General features: G+C 65.8%; 20 protein-coding genes. 8 read left to right on the top strand and 12 right to left on the bottom strand.

What is annotated here, in order from left to right; genetic code table 11:
- Both HCA61_RS15690 and pknB read left to right on the top strand, forming a co-directional pair.
- Window positions 1-1,587 carry a serine/threonine-protein kinase gene (locus tag HCA61_RS15690; protein WP_169689108.1) on the top strand — a complete coding sequence of 529 codons (1,587 nt, stop codon included), beginning with the start codon at window positions 1-3 and terminating at the stop codon, window positions 1,585-1,587.
- Window positions 1,584-3,503 (top strand): Stk1 family PASTA domain-containing Ser/Thr kinase, encoded by a 1,920-nt coding sequence (gene pknB, locus HCA61_RS15685; protein ID WP_169689107.1) that lies wholly within the window; start codon window positions 1,584-1,586, stop codon window positions 3,501-3,503. The genes HCA61_RS15690 and pknB overlap by 4 nt, the downstream gene beginning before the upstream one ends.
- Before the next feature lie 6 nt (window positions 3,504-3,509).
- Here pknB and HCA61_RS15680 read toward each other — a convergent pair whose 3' ends face one another.
- Together HCA61_RS15680 and HCA61_RS15675 are read right to left on the bottom strand one after the other, a co-directional pair.
- Entirely contained in the window at window positions 3,510-4,172 is a 663-nt protein-coding gene (locus HCA61_RS15680; protein WP_169689341.1) for an aminodeoxychorismate/anthranilate synthase component II, read from the bottom strand.
- 22 nt (window positions 4,173-4,194) lie between these two features.
- On the bottom strand, window positions 4,195-4,920 hold the full coding sequence (locus tag HCA61_RS15675) for a DUF881 domain-containing protein (RefSeq protein ID WP_169689106.1): 726 nt from the start codon (window positions 4,918-4,920) through the stop codon (window positions 4,195-4,197).
- A 104-nt stretch (window positions 4,921-5,024) separates the two neighbouring features.
- On the opposite strand from HCA61_RS15675, the gene crgA reads away from it, so the two are divergent.
- Together crgA and HCA61_RS15665 are read left to right on the top strand one after the other, a co-directional pair.
- Window positions 5,025-5,291, top strand: a complete 267-nt coding sequence (gene crgA, locus HCA61_RS15670; protein ID WP_169689105.1) for a cell division protein CrgA — start codon at window positions 5,025-5,027, stop codon at window positions 5,289-5,291.
- Window positions 5,292-5,376: 85 nt separating this feature from the next.
- Window positions 5,377-5,847 (top strand): PH domain-containing protein, encoded by a 471-nt coding sequence (locus tag HCA61_RS15665; protein ID WP_169689104.1) that lies wholly within the window; start codon window positions 5,377-5,379, stop codon window positions 5,845-5,847.
- On the opposite strand, the gene HCA61_RS15660 is transcribed toward HCA61_RS15665, so the two are convergent.
- Window positions 5,832-6,758, bottom strand: a complete 927-nt coding sequence (locus HCA61_RS15660) for a rhomboid family intramembrane serine protease (RefSeq protein WP_169689103.1) — start codon at window positions 6,756-6,758, stop codon at window positions 5,832-5,834. The genes HCA61_RS15665 and HCA61_RS15660 overlap by 16 nt on opposite strands.
- Window positions 6,759-6,769: 11 nt before the next feature.
- On the bottom strand, window positions 6,770-7,297 hold the full coding sequence (locus HCA61_RS15655; RefSeq protein ID WP_169689102.1) for a peptidylprolyl isomerase: 528 nt from the start codon (window positions 7,295-7,297) through the stop codon (window positions 6,770-6,772).
- A gap of 115 nt (window positions 7,298-7,412) precedes the next feature.
- On the opposite strand from HCA61_RS15655, the gene HCA61_RS15650 reads away from it, so the two are divergent.
- Together HCA61_RS15650 and HCA61_RS15645 are read left to right on the top strand one after the other, a co-directional pair.
- Entirely contained in the window at window positions 7,413-7,868 is a 456-nt protein-coding gene (locus HCA61_RS15650) for a hypothetical protein (protein WP_169689101.1), read from the top strand.
- Window positions 7,869-7,961: 93 nt separating this feature from the next.
- Window positions 7,962-9,917 carry an acyl-CoA dehydrogenase family protein gene (locus tag HCA61_RS15645; protein ID WP_169689100.1) on the top strand — a complete coding sequence of 652 codons (1,956 nt, stop codon included), beginning with the start codon at window positions 7,962-7,964 and terminating at the stop codon, window positions 9,915-9,917.
- A 61-nt stretch (window positions 9,918-9,978) separates the two neighbouring features.
- Here the strand turns inward: HCA61_RS15645 and HCA61_RS15640 are convergent, their stop codons facing one another.
- Both HCA61_RS15640 and HCA61_RS15635 read right to left on the bottom strand, forming a co-directional pair.
- Entirely contained in the window at window positions 9,979-11,271 is a 1,293-nt protein-coding gene (locus HCA61_RS15640; RefSeq protein WP_169689099.1) for a lipase family protein, read from the bottom strand.
- Between the two features lie 62 nt (window positions 11,272-11,333).
- Complete coding sequence (locus tag HCA61_RS15635; protein ID WP_206040158.1) at window positions 11,334-13,037, bottom strand: alpha/beta-hydrolase family protein; 1,704 nt, start codon at window positions 13,035-13,037, stop codon at window positions 11,334-11,336.
- Window positions 13,038-13,158: 121 nt separating this feature from the next.
- On the opposite strand from HCA61_RS15635, the gene HCA61_RS15630 reads away from it, so the two are divergent.
- Window positions 13,159-14,322 (top strand): hypothetical protein, encoded by a 1,164-nt coding sequence (locus HCA61_RS15630; RefSeq protein WP_169689098.1) that lies wholly within the window; start codon window positions 13,159-13,161, stop codon window positions 14,320-14,322.
- Between the two features lie 15 nt (window positions 14,323-14,337).
- On the opposite strand, the gene HCA61_RS15625 is transcribed toward HCA61_RS15630, so the two are convergent.
- The 6 genes from HCA61_RS15625 to HCA61_RS15600 all read right to left on the bottom strand — a co-directional run bounded on the left by HCA61_RS15625 (window position 14,338) and on the right by HCA61_RS15600 (window position 19,242).
- Window positions 14,338-15,309: a R2-like ligand-binding oxidase gene (locus tag HCA61_RS15625; protein ID WP_169689097.1), complete on the bottom strand. Its 972-nt coding sequence runs from the start codon at window positions 15,307-15,309 to the stop codon at window positions 14,338-14,340.
- Between the two features lie 44 nt (window positions 15,310-15,353).
- Window positions 15,354-16,526, bottom strand: coding sequence for a Dyp-type peroxidase (locus tag HCA61_RS15620; protein WP_169689096.1), 1,173 nt, complete (start codon window positions 16,524-16,526; stop codon window positions 15,354-15,356).
- On the bottom strand, window positions 16,519-17,028 hold the full coding sequence (locus tag HCA61_RS15615; protein WP_169689339.1) for a copper chaperone PCu(A)C: 510 nt from the start codon (window positions 17,026-17,028) through the stop codon (window positions 16,519-16,521). The genes HCA61_RS15620 and HCA61_RS15615 overlap by 8 nt, the downstream gene beginning before the upstream one ends.
- Window positions 17,029-17,121: 93 nt before the next feature.
- On the bottom strand, window positions 17,122-17,622 hold the full coding sequence (locus HCA61_RS15610; protein ID WP_169689095.1) for a hypothetical protein: 501 nt from the start codon (window positions 17,620-17,622) through the stop codon (window positions 17,122-17,124).
- Between the two features lie 65 nt (window positions 17,623-17,687).
- Window positions 17,688-18,833 (bottom strand): DUF6596 domain-containing protein, encoded by a 1,146-nt coding sequence (locus tag HCA61_RS15605; RefSeq protein ID WP_169689094.1) that lies wholly within the window; start codon window positions 18,831-18,833, stop codon window positions 17,688-17,690.
- A 1-nt stretch (window position 18,834) separates the two neighbouring features.
- On the bottom strand, window positions 18,835-19,242 hold the full coding sequence (locus tag HCA61_RS15600; protein WP_169689093.1) for a YciI family protein: 408 nt from the start codon (window positions 19,240-19,242) through the stop codon (window positions 18,835-18,837).
- A gap of 203 nt (window positions 19,243-19,445) precedes the next feature.
- Between HCA61_RS15600 and HCA61_RS15595 the strand changes: the two genes are divergently transcribed.
- A complete protein-coding gene (locus HCA61_RS15595) occupies window positions 19,446-19,652 on the top strand; it encodes a heavy metal-associated domain-containing protein (RefSeq protein WP_169689092.1) in 207 nt (68 codons plus the stop codon).
- The last annotated feature ends 8 nt before the right edge of the window (window positions 19,653-19,660 follow it).

Raw genomic sequence — 19,660 nt, 5'->3', positions numbered from 1 at the left:
ATGGCTTTGTACAGCGGCGCCATGGTCGCCGACCGCTATCGCCTCACGCGACTGATCGCCACGGGCGGTATGGGGCAGGTCTGGGAAGGCCTGGACACACGGCTCGACCGTCGTGTCGCGGTGAAGGTTCTCAAGGCCGAGTTGTCGCACGACCAGGACTTCCTGACCCGATTCAGGTTCGAAGCGCGCACCACGGCGCAACTCAACCACCCGGGTATCGCCGGGGTGTTCGATTACGGCGAGACGACCGACGAGGAAGGACAGTCCGTCGCCTATCTGGTGATGGAGCTCGTACACGGCGAGCCGCTCAACGCGGTCCTGTCGCGTGTGGGCAGGCTGTCGTTGCCGCAGGCCCTCGACATGCTCGAACAGACCGGCCGGGCCCTTCAGGCCGCGCACAATGCGGGTGTCGTGCATCGCGACGTCAAGCCCGGGAACATCATGATCACCCCGACCGGCCAGGTGAAGATCACCGACTTCGGTATCGCGAAGGCCGTCGACGCATCGCCCGTCACGCGTACCGGGATGGTCATGGGCACCGCGCAGTACATCGCGCCGGAGCAGGCTCTCGGGCAGGAAGCGACCTCGGCGAGCGATGTGTATTCGCTCGGGGCCGTCGGCTACGAGGTGCTGTCGGGACGGCGCCCCTTCCTGGGCGAGAGTGTCGTCACCGTCGCGATGAAGCACGTGCAGGAAACTCCCGCGCCGCTGCCCGCCGATCTCCCGCCCGAGGTCCACGACCTCATCGACATCGCGATGACGAAGGACCCGAAGTACCGCTACTCGAGCGGCGGCGAGTTCGGCGACGCCGTGTCGGCCGTGCGGTCCGGCCGGCCCGCGCCGCCGCCGGGCAATGTGCCGCCGGTGACGAGCGCCAATCGAGTGTTGCCTCCGGGTGTTCCGGGGGCGACCACGACGGTGCCCATGCAGTCGTCTCAGCAGACACAGCAGTATGCGCCGACCGCGTACACGCAGGGGCCGTACACCGGGGCGTCGCAGCCACCGACGACCGGCCGACCTCCCTATGCTGCTGCGGCCGCCGCTTCGGGCGGAGGTGACGGCGATGGCGACCGGAAGGGGCCGAGCCCCACCGCACTCGCGTGGGCCGCAGGCGTGGCGATCGTACTTGCGCTGGTCACACTGGGCGTGGTTCTGCTCACCAACGGTGAGAACGGACCCGACACGGGGCAGTCGCCGACCACGCAGATCACCACGACGAAGCCGCAACCCACCACGACGACACGCGCACCGCAGACCACGACCACCTCGGAATGGACTGCCCCACCCCCGGTCCCGACTCAGCCGCCGACATTCGAGCCGACGACCACGGTCGAGGTGCCGACGACAGTAGAGCCGACAACCACGGTCGAGGTTCCGACTCCGACCACCCAAACTCCGACCACGACCACCGCGACACCGACAACCACCGCCGCCACCACCACGACGCAACCCGTCGAAGGAGGAGAAGAGTCGCCGGGCGACGCTTCCGGTGGCGGAGAAGGCGACGGAGGTACGGGAGGCGACGAAGAGCCCGCAGCCAGCAACGGTACGAACAACGCACCGCCGGACACACAAGGAACGTCATGACCACACCGCGCAAGCTCTCCTCACGCTACGAGCTGGGTGAGATCCTCGGCTTCGGTGGCATGTCCGAGGTGCATCTGGCACGGGATCTACGACTCGGTCGTGACGTGGCAATCAAGGTTCTACGCGCCGACCTCGCCCGCGACCCCACGTTCTACCTGCGGTTCCGTCGCGAGGCACAGAACGCGGCGGCACTGAATCACCCGGCGATCGTCGCCGTGTACGACACCGGTGAAGCCGAAACGGAAGCCGGCCCGATCCCGTACATCGTCATGGAGTTCGTCGAGGGCGACACGTTGCGCGACATCGTGCGCGGCGAGGGGCCGATGGCGCCCAAGCGGGCGATGGAGGTGATCGCCGACGTGTGCGCGGCGCTCGACTTCAGCCACCGCAACGGAATCGTGCACCGTGACGTCAAGCCCGCCAACGTCATGATCAACAAAGCAGGCGCGGTCAAGGTCATGGACTTCGGCATCGCCCGCGCGATCTCTGACGCGTCGAGCCCGATGACGCAGACCGCCGCCGTGATCGGCACCGCTCAGTACCTGTCTCCCGAGCAGGCGCGGGGCGAGCAGGTCGATGCGCGCTCCGACGTCTACTCGGTGGGCTGCGTGCTGTTCGAGATCATGACCGGCGAGCCCCCCTTCAAAGGTGATTCACCGGTAGCGGTCGCCTACCAGCATGTTCGTGAAGATCCGCCGCTGCCGTCGTCGGTGAATCGGCAGGTTCCCCCCGAGCTGGATTCGGTGATCCTCAAGGCGATGGCGAAGAACCCCGCCAACCGCTACCAGTCTGCGGCGGAGATGCGCAGCGACCTGATCCGGGTTCTCAGCGGCCAGCGTCCCAGCGCGCCGATGGTGATGACCGACGAAGACCGCACCACTTTGATCGATTCGGTCGATCAGAACACCGGCAGGCATTACCGTCCCGCTGCCGCAGCGGGTGCTGCAGGCGGGGTCGCTGCAGGCGACGAGTCCGGAGGTGGTGGCGGTTCGACGTTGCGCAAGGTCCTCCTCGGCGTCGCGGCCGTGATCGTCGTGGGCATCGTCGGCGTGTTCCTGTGGTCGCTGGGCCCCGGCTCCACCGCGGCGCAGGTTGCCGTTCCCGACGTCCGTAATCTCGCGGCGAGCGAGGCTGAAAGCCAACTGCAGGACAGCGGCTTCAGGGTGGCTCTGCAGGAGAAACCCGACACGGTGGTCGCCGAAGGCAACGTGGTCAACACACGCCCGGTACCGGGCAGCCAGGCCGATGAGGGCTCGACTGTCACCATCGAGGTGTCGAGTGGACCCGAGCAGGTGCAGATTCCGCGGCTCGACGGCCTCTCTCAGGAGAAGGCCGCGCAACAACTCGATTCGGTCGGGCTGCGGCTCGACCCGAATGTGTTGCGGGCGCCGTCCGACGAGGACGAGGTCGACACCGTAGTCGAGCAGAAGCCGTCGGCGGGCGCGAACATCGACCGTGGCGCCACGGTGACCATCACACTCGGTTCCGGGCCCGAGCAGGTCCGTGTCCCGAATGTCGTGGGACAGGCCCAGGAAGTTGCCCGAGGCAACATCGAGGGCGCCGGATTCGAGGTCGTCGTCGAGCAGGTCGAGTCGAGCGAGAAGGCAGGCACCGTGGTGTCGACCAGCCCGGCGGGCGGCGCCACGACCGATTCGGGTGGCACCGTCACGATCCAGGTTTCCGACGGCGACCGGATCGAGATGCCCGTGCTCACCAACCGTTCGGTGTCGCAGGCACTGTCGGCGCTTCGCGCGGCAGGCTGGACCGGCTCGGCTGCTCAGCTCGTGCAGACCCGGGAGGCCACACTCGATGCCGGTCTCGTGGGCACGATCATCACCCAGCAGCAGCCGCCCGGTTCGGAGATCTCCAAGTCCGACACCGTGAGCGTCGGAGTCGGGGTCCTCGGAATCCGATAGGGGCCGTCAGGCGGCACCACCGTCGAGCGCCCTGGCCATTTCACCCTCGAGCTGCGCGACGAGCGATTCTTGCGGCGCCCGACCACACACGGCAAGCCAGTTCGCCAGCATGCGATGGCCACCCTGGGTGAGCACCGACTCCGGATGGAACTGCACGCCGTGAATGGGCAGTTCCGCGTGCCGCAACGCCATGATCACACCGCTGTCGGTCTGCCCGGTGACGACGAGTTCGTCGGGCATCGTTTCCGGGAGCACCGTCAGCGAGTGATAACGGGTCGCGGTGAACGGGTCGGGCAGGCCCGACAGGACACCGGCACCGTCGTGATGCACGAGGCTGGTCTTCCCGTGCAGAAGCTCCGGGGCACGATCGACGGTTCCGCCGAATGCAACACCGATCGACTGGTGGCCGAGGCACACGCCCAGCAGCGGGGTGCGTGCGGCGGCGCAGGCCTTGACGAGGTCGATGCTGACTCCGGCGCGTTCCGGGGTGCCGGGGCCGGGGCTGAGCAGGATGCCGTCGAACTCGTCGACGACCTTCTCGAGCGCACCGGGCGCGGTCAGCCTCTCGTCGTCGTTGCGCCACACTTCTGCTCGTGTTCCGAGCTGACCGAGGTACTGCACGAGGTTGAACACGAAGCTGTCGTAGTTGTCGACGACGAGAATGCGCATGGTGAGCAGAGTACTCACCGAGTTATCGTGCCGCGGCTCCGCCGGTGTAGGCGGGGACAGTGAGTTCGGAACCGACCTGCTGTGTGAAGCCCAATCCGTAGCGCGTGGAGTACTGCTTGTACAAGCGCACTCCGGGTTCGGCATCGAGCGACGCCGCAATCGCGGCGGGATCCCCCAGCGCCGTGATGACATACGGGGGCGAGTAGGTGCGACCGTGCAGTAGGAGGGTGTTGCCGATGCAGCGGGGGGCCGAGGTCTCGACGATCCGCTGATCCTGCATGGAGATGGCTTCCGCTCCACCGGCCCACATCGCGTTGAGCACACTCTGCACGTCCTGCTGGTGCACCACGAGATCGTCGGGCGAGGCGCCTGCCGGATACCGGCCGTCGGCGTCGCGCGGCGCATCGGTCAAGGTGACGGTGACACCGGCGCCCTGCCGTTCGGTCAGTCCCGCAGGTTCCTCGAGTGCGGCGATCCGGTCGAGCACGGCAGCGACTTCGTCGTCGTCGGTGGCCGCACTGCTCTGAAGCTGTGCGACCTGCGTGGCCAGTGCGTCACGGGTGGCAGCGAGATCATCCGATTCGGCCTGCGCGACACGAACGAGGTCGGACAGGCGGGGCGAGTCACTCGCGCGCAATTCACTACCGTCGGAAACACCGCGGGTGGTGCCGAGCAGCAGCCCCGCAACGAGGCACACGACCAGTGTCGCGGACGCCCAGGCCAGAGTGCGCAGCCGACCGTTCGACACGTCGAACCTCCCTTTCGGCTACTGCGTTAGCGTGTACAGCACAGGTAGATGCCCAACCTACTCTGCCGGCCTGCAGGAGGCGGAGTCGTACCAGCGAGGACACCATGCCCAAGTCGAAGGTCAGGAAGAAGAAGGACGACGCGGTCGAGAGGTCGGTCAGCCGTACTCCGGTGAAGGTCAAGGCCGCGCCGTCGAGCTCCATCTACGTCTCGGTGATGCTCGGCCTGATGATCATCGGATTGCTGTGGCTGATCGTGTACTACCTCGCCGCAGAGCACATTTCCTTCATGAACAGCCTCGGTGCGTACAACTTCCTCATCGGATTCGGCTTCATGGTGGCGGGCCTGATCATGACGATGAAGTGGCGTTGACGACCGCCGATGACGCTGGATTACACCGCTGTAATTCATCCCCACCTGTGGAGAACCCTGTGCACAACTGTGCGGACGTAGTGGCATGACCGATCGAGCTCCACTCGAATGGTCCACTCCCCCGGTCGCTGTCGCAGCCCTCGCAGCCGGCGGAGTGGTCCTCGCGGTGGCGGCGGTGTTCGCCGTTCCCGACGCAGTAGGCCGGATTCTCATCGGATTCGCTGCGCTACTCGTTCTTTCGATGGCGTTCTCGGCTGCCCGCCAGCGGCCCCGCCTCGAGGTCCTCGGCGACACCGACGGGCAGGCGTCGGGAATTGCGACCACGCGCCTGTCCGGTCGTCGTGAATTCCCGCGCGCGACACTGCACCGGGTACGCATCGTGGAATACCCGCGACTCGGTCGGCGGGTCCCGATGCTCGAAATCGACACGCTCGAACCCGGAACCGGCGACGAGCGGCTGATGATCTTCGGCCGCTGGGATCTGGGCACGGACCCACGCGACGTGTACGACGCGCTTGCGGTGCACGGACTGGCGCCCGATCACACTCCCAGCTGAGAGCGCAGACGCAGCACTGCGAGCACCACGAGTACGAGCGAGACCAACGCCACCGCAGCGAGCGCGATCCACCCCGTGCGGACGATCTTGATTCGGTCGGTTCCGGCGCCCGTGTACTGCGGGGCGTAGAGCAGAGCTGCCGTCGCGGCAGCACCCGCGACCAGGCCGCCGAGATGTCCCCACAGGGAGATGCCGGGAATCGTGATGCTGATGAAGACGTTGAGTGCCACCACCGCAAGCACCGGTGCTGGGCTACGACGCAACCGCAGCAGGATGACGGCCTGGGCTCCGAGCAGACCGAACACGGCACCCGACGCCCCCACAGTGACAGCGTCGGGTTGAAGGAACATCACCGCAGCGGAACCACCGACGATGGACACCACATACACGGCGAGATAGCGGGCACGACCGAGAACCAACTCGGTATCGCGGCCGATGATCCACAACGCGAACATGTTGACCGCGAGGTGTAGCAGGCCGTAGTGCAGGAAGCCGCTGCCGAGCACCCGGATGTAGTCGCCATCGGCGGCGATCATGGGCGGCCACAGCGCCCAATCCAGGAACAGGCGCGAGGCCTGCTCGTTGTTCATCACGCTGCCGGACTGCGCGGCGGTGATCCCGAAGATCACGACGTTGAGCGCGATGAGGATGTAGGTGACCAGCGGAGTCGGCCGATCGGTGCGCACCGGCGCACCGGCGACCGTTCGGGCCTGCGGTGCGGAGCGTTGCGCGGTGGCGACACACTCGACGCACTGATGCCCCACCGACGCGGGACGCAGGCACTCCGGGCAGAAGGGTCGGCCGCACCGCGTGCAGGCAAGCAGCGTGGTGCGGTCGGGGTGACGGACGCACCGCGGCTGGGACGCGGGGCCGCCCCCCTCGGCCGAAGGGCCCCAGCCGGGGTTCGTCATGGGTTTCTCTTTCAGGCGACCGTGATGCTGTTGATCACGACGTCGTCGGTCGGGCGGTCGCCGCGATCGGTTGCGGTGGTCGCGATGGCGTCGACGACCTTCTTCGACTCTGCGTCGACGACCTCACCGAAGATGGTGTGGCGACGGTTCAGGTGCGGGGTGGCACCGACCGTGATGAAGAACTGTGAGCCGTTGGTGCCCGGGCCCGCGTTCGCCATCGCGAGGAGGTAGGGACGGTCGAACTGCAGCTCGGGGTGGAATTCGTCACCGAACTGGTAGCCCGGGCCGCCGCGGCCGGTGCCGGTGGGGTCGCCGCCCTGGATCATGAAGCCGTCGATGACGCGGTGGAAGATCGCGCCGTCGTAGAACGGGCCGGTGGTCTCGCCCTTTGCGTTCTGCGTCTTGTATTCCTTCGAGCCGTTGGCGAGGCCGACGAAGTTCTCGACCGTCTTCGGCGCATGGTTGCCGAACAGGGAGATGACGATGTCCCCGCGGTTGGTATGGAGGGTGGCGGTTGCTGTCTGGTTGGGTGAAGTCACACCCCCATGTTGCCATCCTTGTGTTGTTCGGCGCGGCACTCCTCCTACTGTGATGATCCTCCCGCGCTCCTGACGGAAGGATGAACCGGTGTGGCAGTGTGGAGCCATGTCGAGTGTGAGCGAGTCCCCTTCCGGTAGTGCTTTCTCCGAGTCCGTCCGCGACCTCGTACCTCCGATCGACGACACCACCAATCTCGTTGGCGCGCTTCGTGTCGCCGGGGACGGTGCTGTGGCGTTGGCTCAGGGGTCGGCGGCAGCCGGCCTCGTCGTCGCCCGCAAGGGTGTCGAGGTGTCGAGGGAGCTCGCTGCTCACGCACGTCGCGCACGCCAAGAGGCGTCTCCGCTGATCAAGGCGGCCACCGAGAAGGCCCTGACCGACAAGGGCATCGCGAAGAAGACCGATACGCAGTCGCGTGGCGGACGCAAGGCACTGCTCGTCACCGGTGTACTCGGCGCCGTCGTCCTCGGTGGCGTCGTCTTCTATCGCACGCGTCGTCCGTCGTTCCCGCCCGTGGCGGCCGAACCTCCGCGCGTGCAGGCGGTGCCTGACGACGGGACCACCGGCGCCTGAGTTACCGGTCGGTATCGAATCCGCTCAACCGTATGACGCATACCACACGAAGGTGGATACTCGCGGGTAGACACTCTCCGATGGAGGCGCATCATGACCGGATCCGCGCACGTCACCGAAGAACAAGCACGCGCAGTCGCCGAAGAATCACGTGAAGCCGATTGGGACAAACCCTCCTTCGCCAAGGAGCTGTTCCTCGGCCGGCTCACACTCGGCCTCGTCCACCCGTTCCCACGACCCACCCCCGACGAGGACGCCCGCACCGAAGAGTTCCTGACGAAACTGCGGAACCTGTGCCGCACGATGGACGGCGCCGTCATCGAACGCGACGCGGAGATCCCCGACGACTACGTTGCAGCTCTCGCCGACCTCGGATGCTTCGGCATGAAGATCGCACCCCGCTACGGCGGGCTCGGCCTTTCCCAAGTGGCCTACAACCGCGCATTGACACTGGTGGCGAGCGTGCATCCGAGCATCGGTGCGCTGTTGTCGGCCCACCAGTCGATCGGCGTGCCAGAGCCACTCGCGCTCGCGGGCACCGACGAGCAGAAGCAGGAATATCTCCCACGCTGCGCGAAGGGTGCCATCTCCGCGTTCCTGCTCACCGAACCCGACGTCGGCTCCGACCCCGCTCGCCTCGCCTCCACGGCAACCCCGATCGAAGACGGCGAGGCGTACGAACTCGACGGAGTCAAACTGTGGACCACCAACGGTGTTGTCGCCGAACTGCTCGTCGTCATGGCACGTGTGCCCCGCAGAGACGGCCACAGTGACGACGCACATCGAGGCGGGATCTCGGCTTTCGTCGTCGAAGCAGATTCACCGGGCATCACGGTGGAGCACCGCAACACGTTCATGGGATTGAAGGGCATCGAGAACGGTGTCACGCGCATGCACAAGGTGCGTGTTCCCGCGCAGAACCTCATCGGACGCGAAGGCGACGGCCTCAAAATCGCGCTGACCACCCTCAATGCCGGGCGCCTTGCGATTCCAGCGATGTGTGCGGGGGCGGGAAAGTGGTCGCTGAAGATCGCGCGCGAGTGGTCGTCCGCGAGGGTTCAGTGGGGCAGACCCGTCGGCGAGCACGCCGCAGTGGCGTCGAAGATCTCGTTCATCGCTGCCACCACCTACGCGCTGGAGTCCGTCGTCGAGCTCTCCGGGCAGATGTCCGACGAGAAACGCAACGACATCCGCATCGAGGCCGCCCTCGCGAAACTGTGGTGCAGCGAGATGGCGTGCATCATCGCCGACGAACTCGTACAGATCCGCGGGGGTCGCGGATACGAGACCGCGCAATCGCTTGCAGCGCGCGGCGAACGGGCCGTGCCGGCCGAGCAATTGGTGCGTGATCTGCGCATCAACAGGATCTTCGAAGGGTCGAGCGAGATCATGCGACTGCTCGTCGCGCGAGAGGCAGTCGACGCACACCTGAAGGCCGCAGGTGATCTCGCCGATCCCAAGGCCTCCGCCGAGGCAAAAGCGAAAGCCGCAGCGAGGGCCAGCGGTTTCTACGCCAAGTGGCTCCCCAAACTGGTGGCGGGCAAGGGTCAACTTCCGAACTCCTACAATGAATTCGGTTCTCTGGCTGTCCATCTCAGGTATGTGGAACGAGCCTCTCGGAAGCTCGCACGGTCGACGTTCTACGGGATGGCCCGCTGGCAGGCCGGGCTCGAGAAGCGACAGAACTTTCTGGGACGCGTAGTCGACATCGGGGCCGAGCTGTTCGCGATGGCAGCGTGCTGCGTGCGTGCCGAACGACAGCGCGCCGACCGGCATGCCGGCGCCGAGGATGCCTTCGTGCTGGCCGACACCTTCTGCGAGCAGGCGCGCATACGAGTCGAGGGGCTCTTCGACGGATTGTGGACCAACACCGACGACGCCGACGTCGCGCTCACTCACGGTGTGCTCGAGGGGCGCTACACGTGGCTCGAGAACGGGGTGCTCGATCAGAGTGAGGGCACAGGTCCGTGGATCTCCGAGTGGGCGCCCGGACCGTCACAGGACGAGAACCTGGCCCGCCGCTTCCGGCTGACACAGAATCCTGCTTGATCGCAAAAGAATTCGGCCCCCACTCGCGGAGCGGGGGCCGAATTCTACTGTCGTGGCAGGATCAGAATGCGCCGCAGTTGGACGGCGCGGGCTTGTCCGCGAAGCGATCGTTCATGTACGCCACCGCCTCGGGCAGGCCACCGATCATGGGCAACGCGTGATTGACGATGAAGCCGGGGAGGATCGGCGGCGTGTTGTTCGGGGAGAACTGCACCGCGGCACCCTGGGCGCACCAGTCGAGCGCCATCTGGCGGCCCTGGCCGTACGGCACCGTATCGTCCTGGGTGCCGTGCTGGACAAGAACCGGGATCTGCGGGGACAGTCGGCCGATACGCTGCTCCGCGATCACTTCCTGAACCTCGGGGATCCGAGAGGTCACGACGTCAAGGGGCTCGCCGGTGCGCGTGTAGTCACTGGTCTGCTGGAAACCGAAGGTGAACAGCGTCTCGGGCAAGCACTGGTTCGCCACCGCGGCGAGCATCTCGCGCCCTCGTTCGTTGATCTCTGCGTCGAGGACATCCGTCAGTTCCGGGTATGCCTCGATGAGACCGTTGATCGTGTAGCCGACGGCACCGGTGAGCGCGGTTCCGTCGATCTGCTTCAGGGTCTCGACCAGATCGGCCGGAGGTGCGCCGGCATAGGCGCCCTTGATGTCGAGTTCCGGAGCGTAGGAGGGAGCGAGTTCCGCCGCGGCGGCTGTGGCGCCACCGCCCTGCGAGTAGCCGAAGAGGCCGACAGGTCCGTTTTCCGAGATGGAAGCCCCGGGCAGGTTCTGCGCTGCTCGTGCCGCGTCGAGGACCGCGTGGGCCTCGGCCTCACGGTTGACGTACGTGTGGTGGCCGGGGGTTCCCAATCCGTCGTAGTCGGTGACCGCCACTGCAATACCCTGCAGCAGCATCGCGTTGATCGAGAGGAGTTCGTATTCGGTGAAGAGATCGAGCGGCGGTGTGTACTGCACGACGTGGTTGAGGGCCTTCGACGGTGCGCACTGATCGCCCTGGCCCTGCGTTCCGGGGGCCAGCACCACCAGGGGTCGCTCGCCCGGCCCGTTCCATGCCATGGACGGTTCGAGATAGGTGCCGCTCACGGCGTTTGCTTCGCCGTTGGCGTCGTTACTGCGGTAGAGCAGCCGTGTTCCCTGAGCGGGGAACACACCGTCGGGCGTGGGCACGCGGATCGCGAGGTCGGAAGATTCGGTGCGAATGAGGTCACCCGGTGCTCCCCCGAGCACCTCCGGCGGCTGATAGAAGTCGCCTTCTGCATTCGCTGTCGCCGGGGTGACCATCAATCCGGCCATCAGTGCCGCAGACGCCAATCCCGCCGTCATCCCCCATCGCCGGGTACGACCCGCCATTGATTCCTCCGTGCCTCGAAATGTGTGCCGCCCATCACGGCGATACGCAATGTAACATGCATTTACTCGGCAGTAAGTTCCAGCTCTGCGTTCTGTGACATGCCGGAAAGCGCTTCCTGCACCCGTATGGTTTCGTCACCGCCCCACCCCGGCGGGCTAAGAATGTCCGCCCACAATTCGGCTGCATCCACCCCATACGAATGACCGTGTCCGTCGGGCACGTCCGCCGAGAAAACCATGTCCAGAGTCACCTGCCAGAACGTCACGAACGGAATCCACCGCATCCCCGGGTCCACGTCGGGGCCCAGAGGTTCGCGCAGCCAGTCGGGCCGATGCAGTATCAGATCGAACGACCACCACGTGATGGGGTCACTCGCGTGCTGCCAGAACACCACACGTGGAAACTCCCACTCGGTGGGAAGATCTGCATCACCCGGATCCGACGCAAACCTGATGTTCCGCCCGCCGTCCACGGCAGGAAGACGCTCGAACGAACCTTCGTCGCGCATCTCGGTGATCCTCCCCCACGGCTCCGCGAAGTTCGGTGTGCCCACAAGCAATGCACCGTCGGTCATGGCGACGAGCGCATCGCCGGACGCGAAAGCGGCTTGACCACCGTATGATCCGAGACTCTCCCCGAAGACCACGAGCTTCGGACGGGCATCGCCGGGTAATTCGGCCCACCGCTCGTACACCGCGTCGAACAACGCGCGTCCGGCATCCTGCGGGGTTTCACGATCGGCAAGAAATGCCAACGGACTCGGCAGGAACGAATACTGCATCGCCGCAATCGCCGAATCACCGCCGCTCACGAATTCGAGTGCTCCTGCGACGTTCTCGTTGACCCAACCGCGCCCGGTGGTGGTCACCACCGCGAGGACCGACCGGTCGAATGCGCCCGTGCGTTCCAGCTCCGCAACCACTTTGCCTGCCCCCTCGGCGACAGTGCCGGCGGATTCCTTACCCACGTATGCGCGGATCGGTGTCAGCGCGGGTTCACCGGTGACATCGGCGATCTCGGCGGCAGTAGGACCGCCCGCGACGAAGGTTCTCCCCTCCCGGCCCAGTGTCTCCCAGCTTTCGAACGAGTCCGGTGAACCCGACCTCTCCGGTGCGGCCGGACGATCGACGCCGTCCGCCGTACCGTGATCCGATACGGCCGCGGAACGCTCTGCCACCGAGAGGATTCCCCGATACACCCCGTGGTCGAGAACCACCACGAGCACCACCACGACGACGACGATCGCAGCGACGTTCGCAACTCCATCGGGCAGGAATCGCGCAGAGAACACGGACAACCGCATCACCCCGAATCTCAGCAGGCGAGCCACCGCGATCAGCACGAGCGCCACGATCACCGCAACGAGAAGGACCGGCAGGTACAGGAGGCGTTCGAGTCGTTCGAGGCCGACCAGCTCACGGACGATCTGCTGCCACCACGAGCCGAGTACGAGGAAGGTCGGAATCACCGCGACAGCGACGACGGCCAGCAACCACCATCCACGACGACGAGTGACTGCAGACCACCGGGGGCGCACTCCGCATCTGCACAGAACCCAGGCCACGAAGCAGCCGAGTCCGTAACCCGTGGCCACCGAGATTCCCGTGGCAACACCCTGCAGATACCACACACGCGGCAGCAGCGACGGCGTCATCGATTGCGCGAAGAAGAACAGCGCGACAGCGAGACCGACCGGGTGCGCTGTGCGCCGATAGACGATCTCCGAAAACGATCCGGGCTCCGAGCGCTCCTCCTGCTGTGCCATCGCTGGAGTCTAAATGGGATATTCACGACAGGCGCGGTCTACGGTAGCCATACGGCGTACACGCCCTCCCGGAAGAGTAAGGGGGCATGATGTAAGCAAATCGTTACAGGGAGGGTTCGAGATGGCGATCGGGGTAGGGCTTCGGATAGGCAGGATCGTCTCCACAGCAGTGGTGGCATCCAACGAACCCGGCACCCCGGATCCCGTTGTCATCGCCCGCGACACGGTCCTGCACATCGACCACGACGGCAACTCACAACTCGGCGGTTCCACCCGCACGGTCGACGAGGCACGTACGCTCTCCGGATTCCTGTCACGTGTGGGAGACCCGGGGGGCATCGCTGCAAGCGACGGCCGCGTCTATCGCGCCGAGGACGCAATGGCAACAGCAGTTCACTGCCTCCTCAACGAATGTCACCCACTTCCGACCTTCGGGGGCATGGACCGCGACACCGATCCCGGTTACACGGCCACGTACCCATCGCATTGGGATCCGACCCGGGTCTCGGTGCTCCGCGCCGCGCTCGACTACGCCGAATTGAGGCACGTCGACCTCGTTTCCGACGCTCAGGGCGCCGCAACGTGGTACGCCTCGGAGATCTCCGAGACCCCCGGTCTGCTCATCGGCGTCTACCACGTGGACGATGCGGGATCCACAGTCACACTGGTTCGCTCCGGCGTGCCGGCAGGGAAAGCCTTCCGTGTCACGGCCAAGGGCGCACCCTCTCCGGCGGCGCAACTCGCGACAGCGCTCGGGGCGTTCGGGTGGATGCCCGACAACCTCGATGCCGTCGTGGTCATGGGCGATGGGCTCATCGCCCGCGACCGGTCGCACATCCAGGACATCGCGAACAGCCTCGCGACCAAATTGATGGTTCGGAGCCTTGTCGGCCCCGGACCCGAGCAGACTGCTGCGCTCGGAGCGGCGATCCTGGCAACAGGCTTCACGCCTGCGCGAGAGAAGAAGGCACGCATCGGCCTGCCGCCGTCCTACGACAGAACAGACGTCCTCACCGGCGGCTTCGCGCGGCTGCGCGAAGCCGAAACCGACTCGGAGGACGACCCACCGGTGGCTGTTGCCACCACCACCGATTCGGGTCCGGCCCGAGAGCCCTCGTCCAGAGGCTCCTCAGCGTCCGAAGTGGTGGATGAAGATCAGAAAGCATTGACCGTCGCGCACGCCGCCGAACCACCCGCTGAGCCGAAATTGTCGGCGCGCACCTACGCGCTGGCCGGGATCGGCGCGGTGATCGTCGTGTGCCTCGTGCTCGCCTTGATGCTCTGACCACCTGGTTTCCGCCTAGTCGGCAGTCTCCGTCTCGGTGATCGAGGCGAGTTCCGCTGCGTCCTCGGCACCGAACTTGTCCTCGAGAACCTCCGGTGTGTAGTCGAGGTCGATTTCCTCGACGGCCCGGCCCCGAGCCGATTCGATCGCCCCGAGTCGGCGTTGTGCCCGGTCTGCCGCGTAGGCGACGAACTCGTCGGGATCGAGTCCGTAGGGTTGTTCGTCGAACTGGTCGTTGACCCATCCGATCATCCCGAGGGCCATCGGGAGCAGTTCGTTCATGCGCTCCTGCACGACGTTCCAGTTCGAATCGTCCGCCGCGACGTGCCGACGGCACGTAAACGTTCCCCACGCCATGTGGCGGCGCTCGTCGTCGCCGATGCGCTGCACCAGTTCTTGCATGCCCGGCAGGATTCCCCGTGTAGTGCACACCTTCTGCCAGGCGTAATAGCCGGTGAGGGCCAGACTTCCTTCGATCACGTGGTTGTAGGTGACGCTCGCGCGCACCTGGTTCGCAGGTGACGGATCCGAATCGAGCACCTTGAGCGAGTGCGGTAGTTCCTCGTAGAACAACTGTCGGTAGTACGGGTTGTCCGCCACGTACGGATGCAGATCCGATGTGAGGCCCACTTCGTCCATCCACAGCCGGAACACCTGCATGTGTTTCGCTTCCTCGAAACAGAACTGCGTCAAGTACATTTCGTCGCCGATCCGGCCCTCGGCCGCCATCGCACGCAGGAACGGCTGGATGTCCTGGGTGACGGCTTCTTCACCCGCGGCGAACTGCGCAACCAGAAAGGTCGAACTGCGCTGTTGCTCCGAATTCAGCTCCGACCAGTCCGACGCGTCACGCGAGAAGTCGAGGTCGTGAGGATCCCAGAACTTGGCGTTGCCCTTCGAGAAGAGCCGAAGCGGGAAGGCGTCCCAATTGAGGCCGCCTTCCCGCAGCGACGCAAACCCCTGACGTTCCTGTGTTATCCACGTCACAGTAACCAGGCTAGCCCCGAACCGGGCCTGCGTCACATATTCGGTCAGTTCTCCAACAGCACATCCCCCGGGTACCCATCAGGTCCATATCCAGGTGGTATGACGAAGACGGCCGATCCGACGGGAGTGGTCCAGGTGTTGAGCGCGTCGTGCTCCGCGAGCCGCTCCTGCACGGGAAGGAACTGCCGATCCACATCGCCCTGGTAGGCGGCGAACAGCAGACCTGCTCCGTCGTCGTCGTAGTTGTAGGCGCGGCGGAGGAACTGTTCGTCGGCGCTGCGCGGCCGGGCCCGAGCAATGTGCGCCTCCGGCGGGATCACCGGAATCCCGTGGTCGTCGAGCGCCTCGAAATCGGCGTCGTCGTGCTCGTCGGCACCGGTCAGCGGTGAGCCGTCCGATTGCCTGCGCCCCATCACGAGGTCCTTCGCGGGACGGTCGAGTTCGTCCCACGTGTCGAGCTCCATGCGGATGCGGCGCAACACGAGTGACGTCCCACCTGCCAGCCACCGAGGCTCGCCCGCATTCCAGACCTGGCGATCGAAATCCGGGGTCGCAGGCTGCGGATTGACGGTGCCGTCGACCTGGCCCATGAGATTGCGCATCGTCAGCCCCTCGGACCGGGTACCCGCGGCATGACGGAAACCCCGCTGCACCCATCTGATCGACGCACGCGATCTCACGCTCTTGGTGAGTGCGCGCACCGCATGAGACACCGTCATCGGGTCGTCGCCGCACACCTGCAGCAGCAGGTCGCCTCCAGAAAATCGGTCCTCGAGTTCGTCGATGCCGAACGACGGCAGCGGCCGAAGCCACGCCGGCCGCGCAGCGACCGATGCTGCCGCATCGAACACCGCGCTTCCGTATCCGACAGTGACGGTCAGGCGTGCGGGGTCGACTGCCAGCTCGGGTTCGGTATCGCCGAGCGCAGGCACTCCACGGGTGAGTCGGCGCGTGTCCTCCGCCCACACTTTCATCACACCGATCAAGCCGACCCGATCGACATCCGGTTTCAGGTCGAGCGCCACGAACGCGGCAAACGCCTGCGGCTCGGTATCGATTCCCGCCTGGTGCACACCGTGGCACTCGACGGTGTCTGCGCCCCTGTGCTCAGGCTCCCGCGTTGCGGCGGCGACTCCCGCGCCTCCCACTCCGAGCCCCACCACCCCGAGCATCGCAGCGCTACCGCCCAGCAGGCGACGACGACTGACGTCAGCCACTGTGGTCGACCCCTTCCGCGTGACCCGGTGCATAGTCCTCCTGTGCACCCGCGAAGTCGCGGACCTGAGCTGTGAAGTCCTTCGTGGAACCGTCGTCGAAGGTGAGGGTGAAGGACACGTCCGCTCCCGGCACGATCGGACCGGTCAGATCCATGAGCATCAGGTGGTCGCCTCCCGGCTCGAGGCTGTGCACACTGCCGGCCTCGACGACGAACCCGGATTCGGACTCGCGCATCACCATCGCGCCACCGTCACCCGCGACCATCTCGTGTAGTTCTGTGCTGCCCGCGCCGGGACTCGCTGCAGAGACGATGGTCAGGTCTTCATCGCCGGTGTTCTCGAGTTCCGCAAACGCAGCGGTCATGCCTGAGTCGGCAGCTTTCGCCCAGGACGACGAGACGACGAGCGAGTCTGCTGCGGTGGTGTGGTTGCTGTCGGCGCCGCATCCCGCGACGAGAACGCCGGCGGCGGTGAGGAGCAGAGATGTTCTGAAGATCTTGATCACTTGGGTTCTCCATGCTGTTGTCCGGGCATGCGGCAGCGCCGATCGCCGCGCGGCGGCGATCCCGGTGGGGACTCGTGAACGAGGTCGAGTTCAGGCCACGACCGGCGGACCTCGCGTGCCGAGCCCGGCAGCGGGAAGAAGCACACGACGCGCGTGCGGGCGATGCGCGACGCACGGGACGACGCGAGAACGTACGGGTGGCGCGTGGTAGCGCCGAGGGACGAGACGATGCACCGCCGCCAGGGCGATGCGGCAGCCCCGCTCGGCAGCGGTGATCAAGAAGGCTCCGGCCCCCACCGCCGCGACGTGCGCCGCGACCATGGTGGGACTCGGCATATGCATGTGCTCGGACCCCAGAGCAAGTGCGACGTGACCGAGGACCTGGCCCACCGCGAGGACCGCCATCACGGGAAGACGGCTTCCCACCGCGAGCATTCCGACAGCGACCGCCGCCAGCAGCAGGAGTACCGCCGAACTCTGGCCGGGTGTCGCTCCCCCGGCCGCCGCGTGTGCGGCGATGCTCACCGCACCGGAAGTGCCCCCGGCGAAGCCGCCGCGCAGATGCGCCACGAGCCGTCGTTCGGTGAACATGAGCCCAGGGTACGTCGATACTACGAACTGTCGTACACGGGTGTCGTTTCACGTGAAACATCCGGCTACCCGTGGAGCAGCTGACTCACCCTTGCCGCTTGCCGTGCAAGATGGTGCCGTTCGGCCAGGTTGGACGCAGTCAGAGCCGCTTCGGCATACAGCCGAACGGCGTCCTCGAGATCACCGGCCTTCTCGTGGAGGTACGCCGCCGCCGCGCTGTATCGCGGAAGGCCGGAATCCACCGCAGCCAAGGCCGCGAGACCTGCCCCGGGTCCGTCGGCCTCACCGACCGCGACGGCACGGTTGAGCGCCACGACCGGAGATCCGGTGAAGCTGAGGAGTTCGTCGTACCAGCCGACGATCTGCACCCAATCGGTTTCTTCGACACGCACCGCGTCGGCGTGCAGGGCCGCGATGGCGGCCTGGGCCTGGAACTCGCCGAGCCGGTCCCGAGCCAGCGCGGCCTGAAGCATGGCCACGCCCTCTGCGATGAGTGAGGTGTCCCAGCGGGAACGATCCTGGTCTGCAAGCGCGACAAGACTCCCGTCCTCACGCATGCGCGCGGAACGTCGGGCGTGGTGCAGCAACATCAACGCCAGCAACCCGATGGTCTCTTCGTCATCATCGATCTCCGCCAACTGCCGAGTGAGCCGGATCGCTTCGGGTGCCAGGTCGACGTCCCCCGTGTAGCCCTCGTTGAAGACCAGGTAGAGCACGCGTCGCACAGTTGCGAGATCGCCTACCTCTGCGAACCGCACACCACTCACGGTTTTCTTGGCACGGCTGATCCGCTGCGCCATCGTCGCCTCCGGGACGAGGTAGGCCGACGCGATCTGCTTGGTCGTCAGCCCTCCGATGGCGCGGAGCGTGAGCGCCACAGCCGAAGTCGAGGTCAACGACGGATGAGCACACAGCAGGAACAGGTGCAGTGTGTCGTCGGCGGTCTCCGTCGGCCCGGGCGGTGGTTCGACGACCATTCGCTGCTCGCGTTCTCTCCTCGCCGTATCGGAGCGGTATACGTCGAGAAATTTGCGCCAGGACACCGCGACCAGCCACGCTTTCGGATCCACGGGTGGTCGTTCCGGCCATGTCCGGGTGGCCTCGATGAGCGCCTCCTGCACGGCGTCCTCGGCAGTCGCGAAGTCGACTCCGCGGTGCACGAGGACGCCGATGACTGCGGGAGTCAGCGTCCTCAGCAGCAGTTCGTCCATCTCACTCGGTGATCGTCGGAGGTGCGGTGAGGAACGGCCGCACTTCGAGCCACTCGTGGATCGGCTTGCCGCCGGCGCCCGGCGCTGCCGACAATTCACCGGCGAGGACGACGGCGCGCTCGTAGGAGTCGACGTCGATCACCATCCAACCGGCGATGAGATCCTTCGTCTCCGCGAAGGGTCCGTCGGTGACCGGCGGACGCCCCTCCCCGTCGTATCGGACGAATGCGCCCTCGGGAGCGAGTGCCTGCCCGTCGACGAATTCACCGGTCTTCTCGAGTTTCGCAGCGAACTCCTGCATGTACTTGATGTGATCGTCGACCTCTTCGGGGGTCCACTGATCCATGGGGACACTGTTCACCGACTCGGGGGCGCCGCGGTAATGCTTGAGCAGTAGGTACTTCGCCATCGTGATCTCCTCGGTTCTGCACAGCCCGTGTGGCTGCATCCACACCTGGGACGGAGCGATTCGGCAGTTCTCGACATCATCCGGATTACAAGATCCCACCTGGTTTCCGAAGGGTCCACCCCGGCAAGGGTTGATACCCATGGGGGGTATAGGTATATTGGTCGACGGAACACCTCCGTGCAGCGAGCGAGAAAGAGGAACTCATGAACACCACCACAGTCACCGTGTCCGGAATGACCTGCGGACACTGCGTCTCATCGGTCCGTGAAGAAATCAGTGAGATCCCCGGCGTCACCGGTGTCGAAGTCGACCTCGCAAGCGGACGCGTAGACATCGAGTCGAACACCGCACTCGACAGTGCAGCCATAGCAGCAGCCGTCGATGAGGCCGGCTACAAGATCGCCGACTGAGCCACCCA

It is taken from the genome of Rhodococcus sp. HNM0563 (genome assembly GCF_012726195.1).
Lineage (GTDB): Bacteria > Actinomycetota > Actinomycetes > Mycobacteriales > Mycobacteriaceae > Rhodococcus.
Note: the sequence above shows the minus strand (reverse complement) of the source record. Positions and strands in the feature narration are given on the sequence as shown.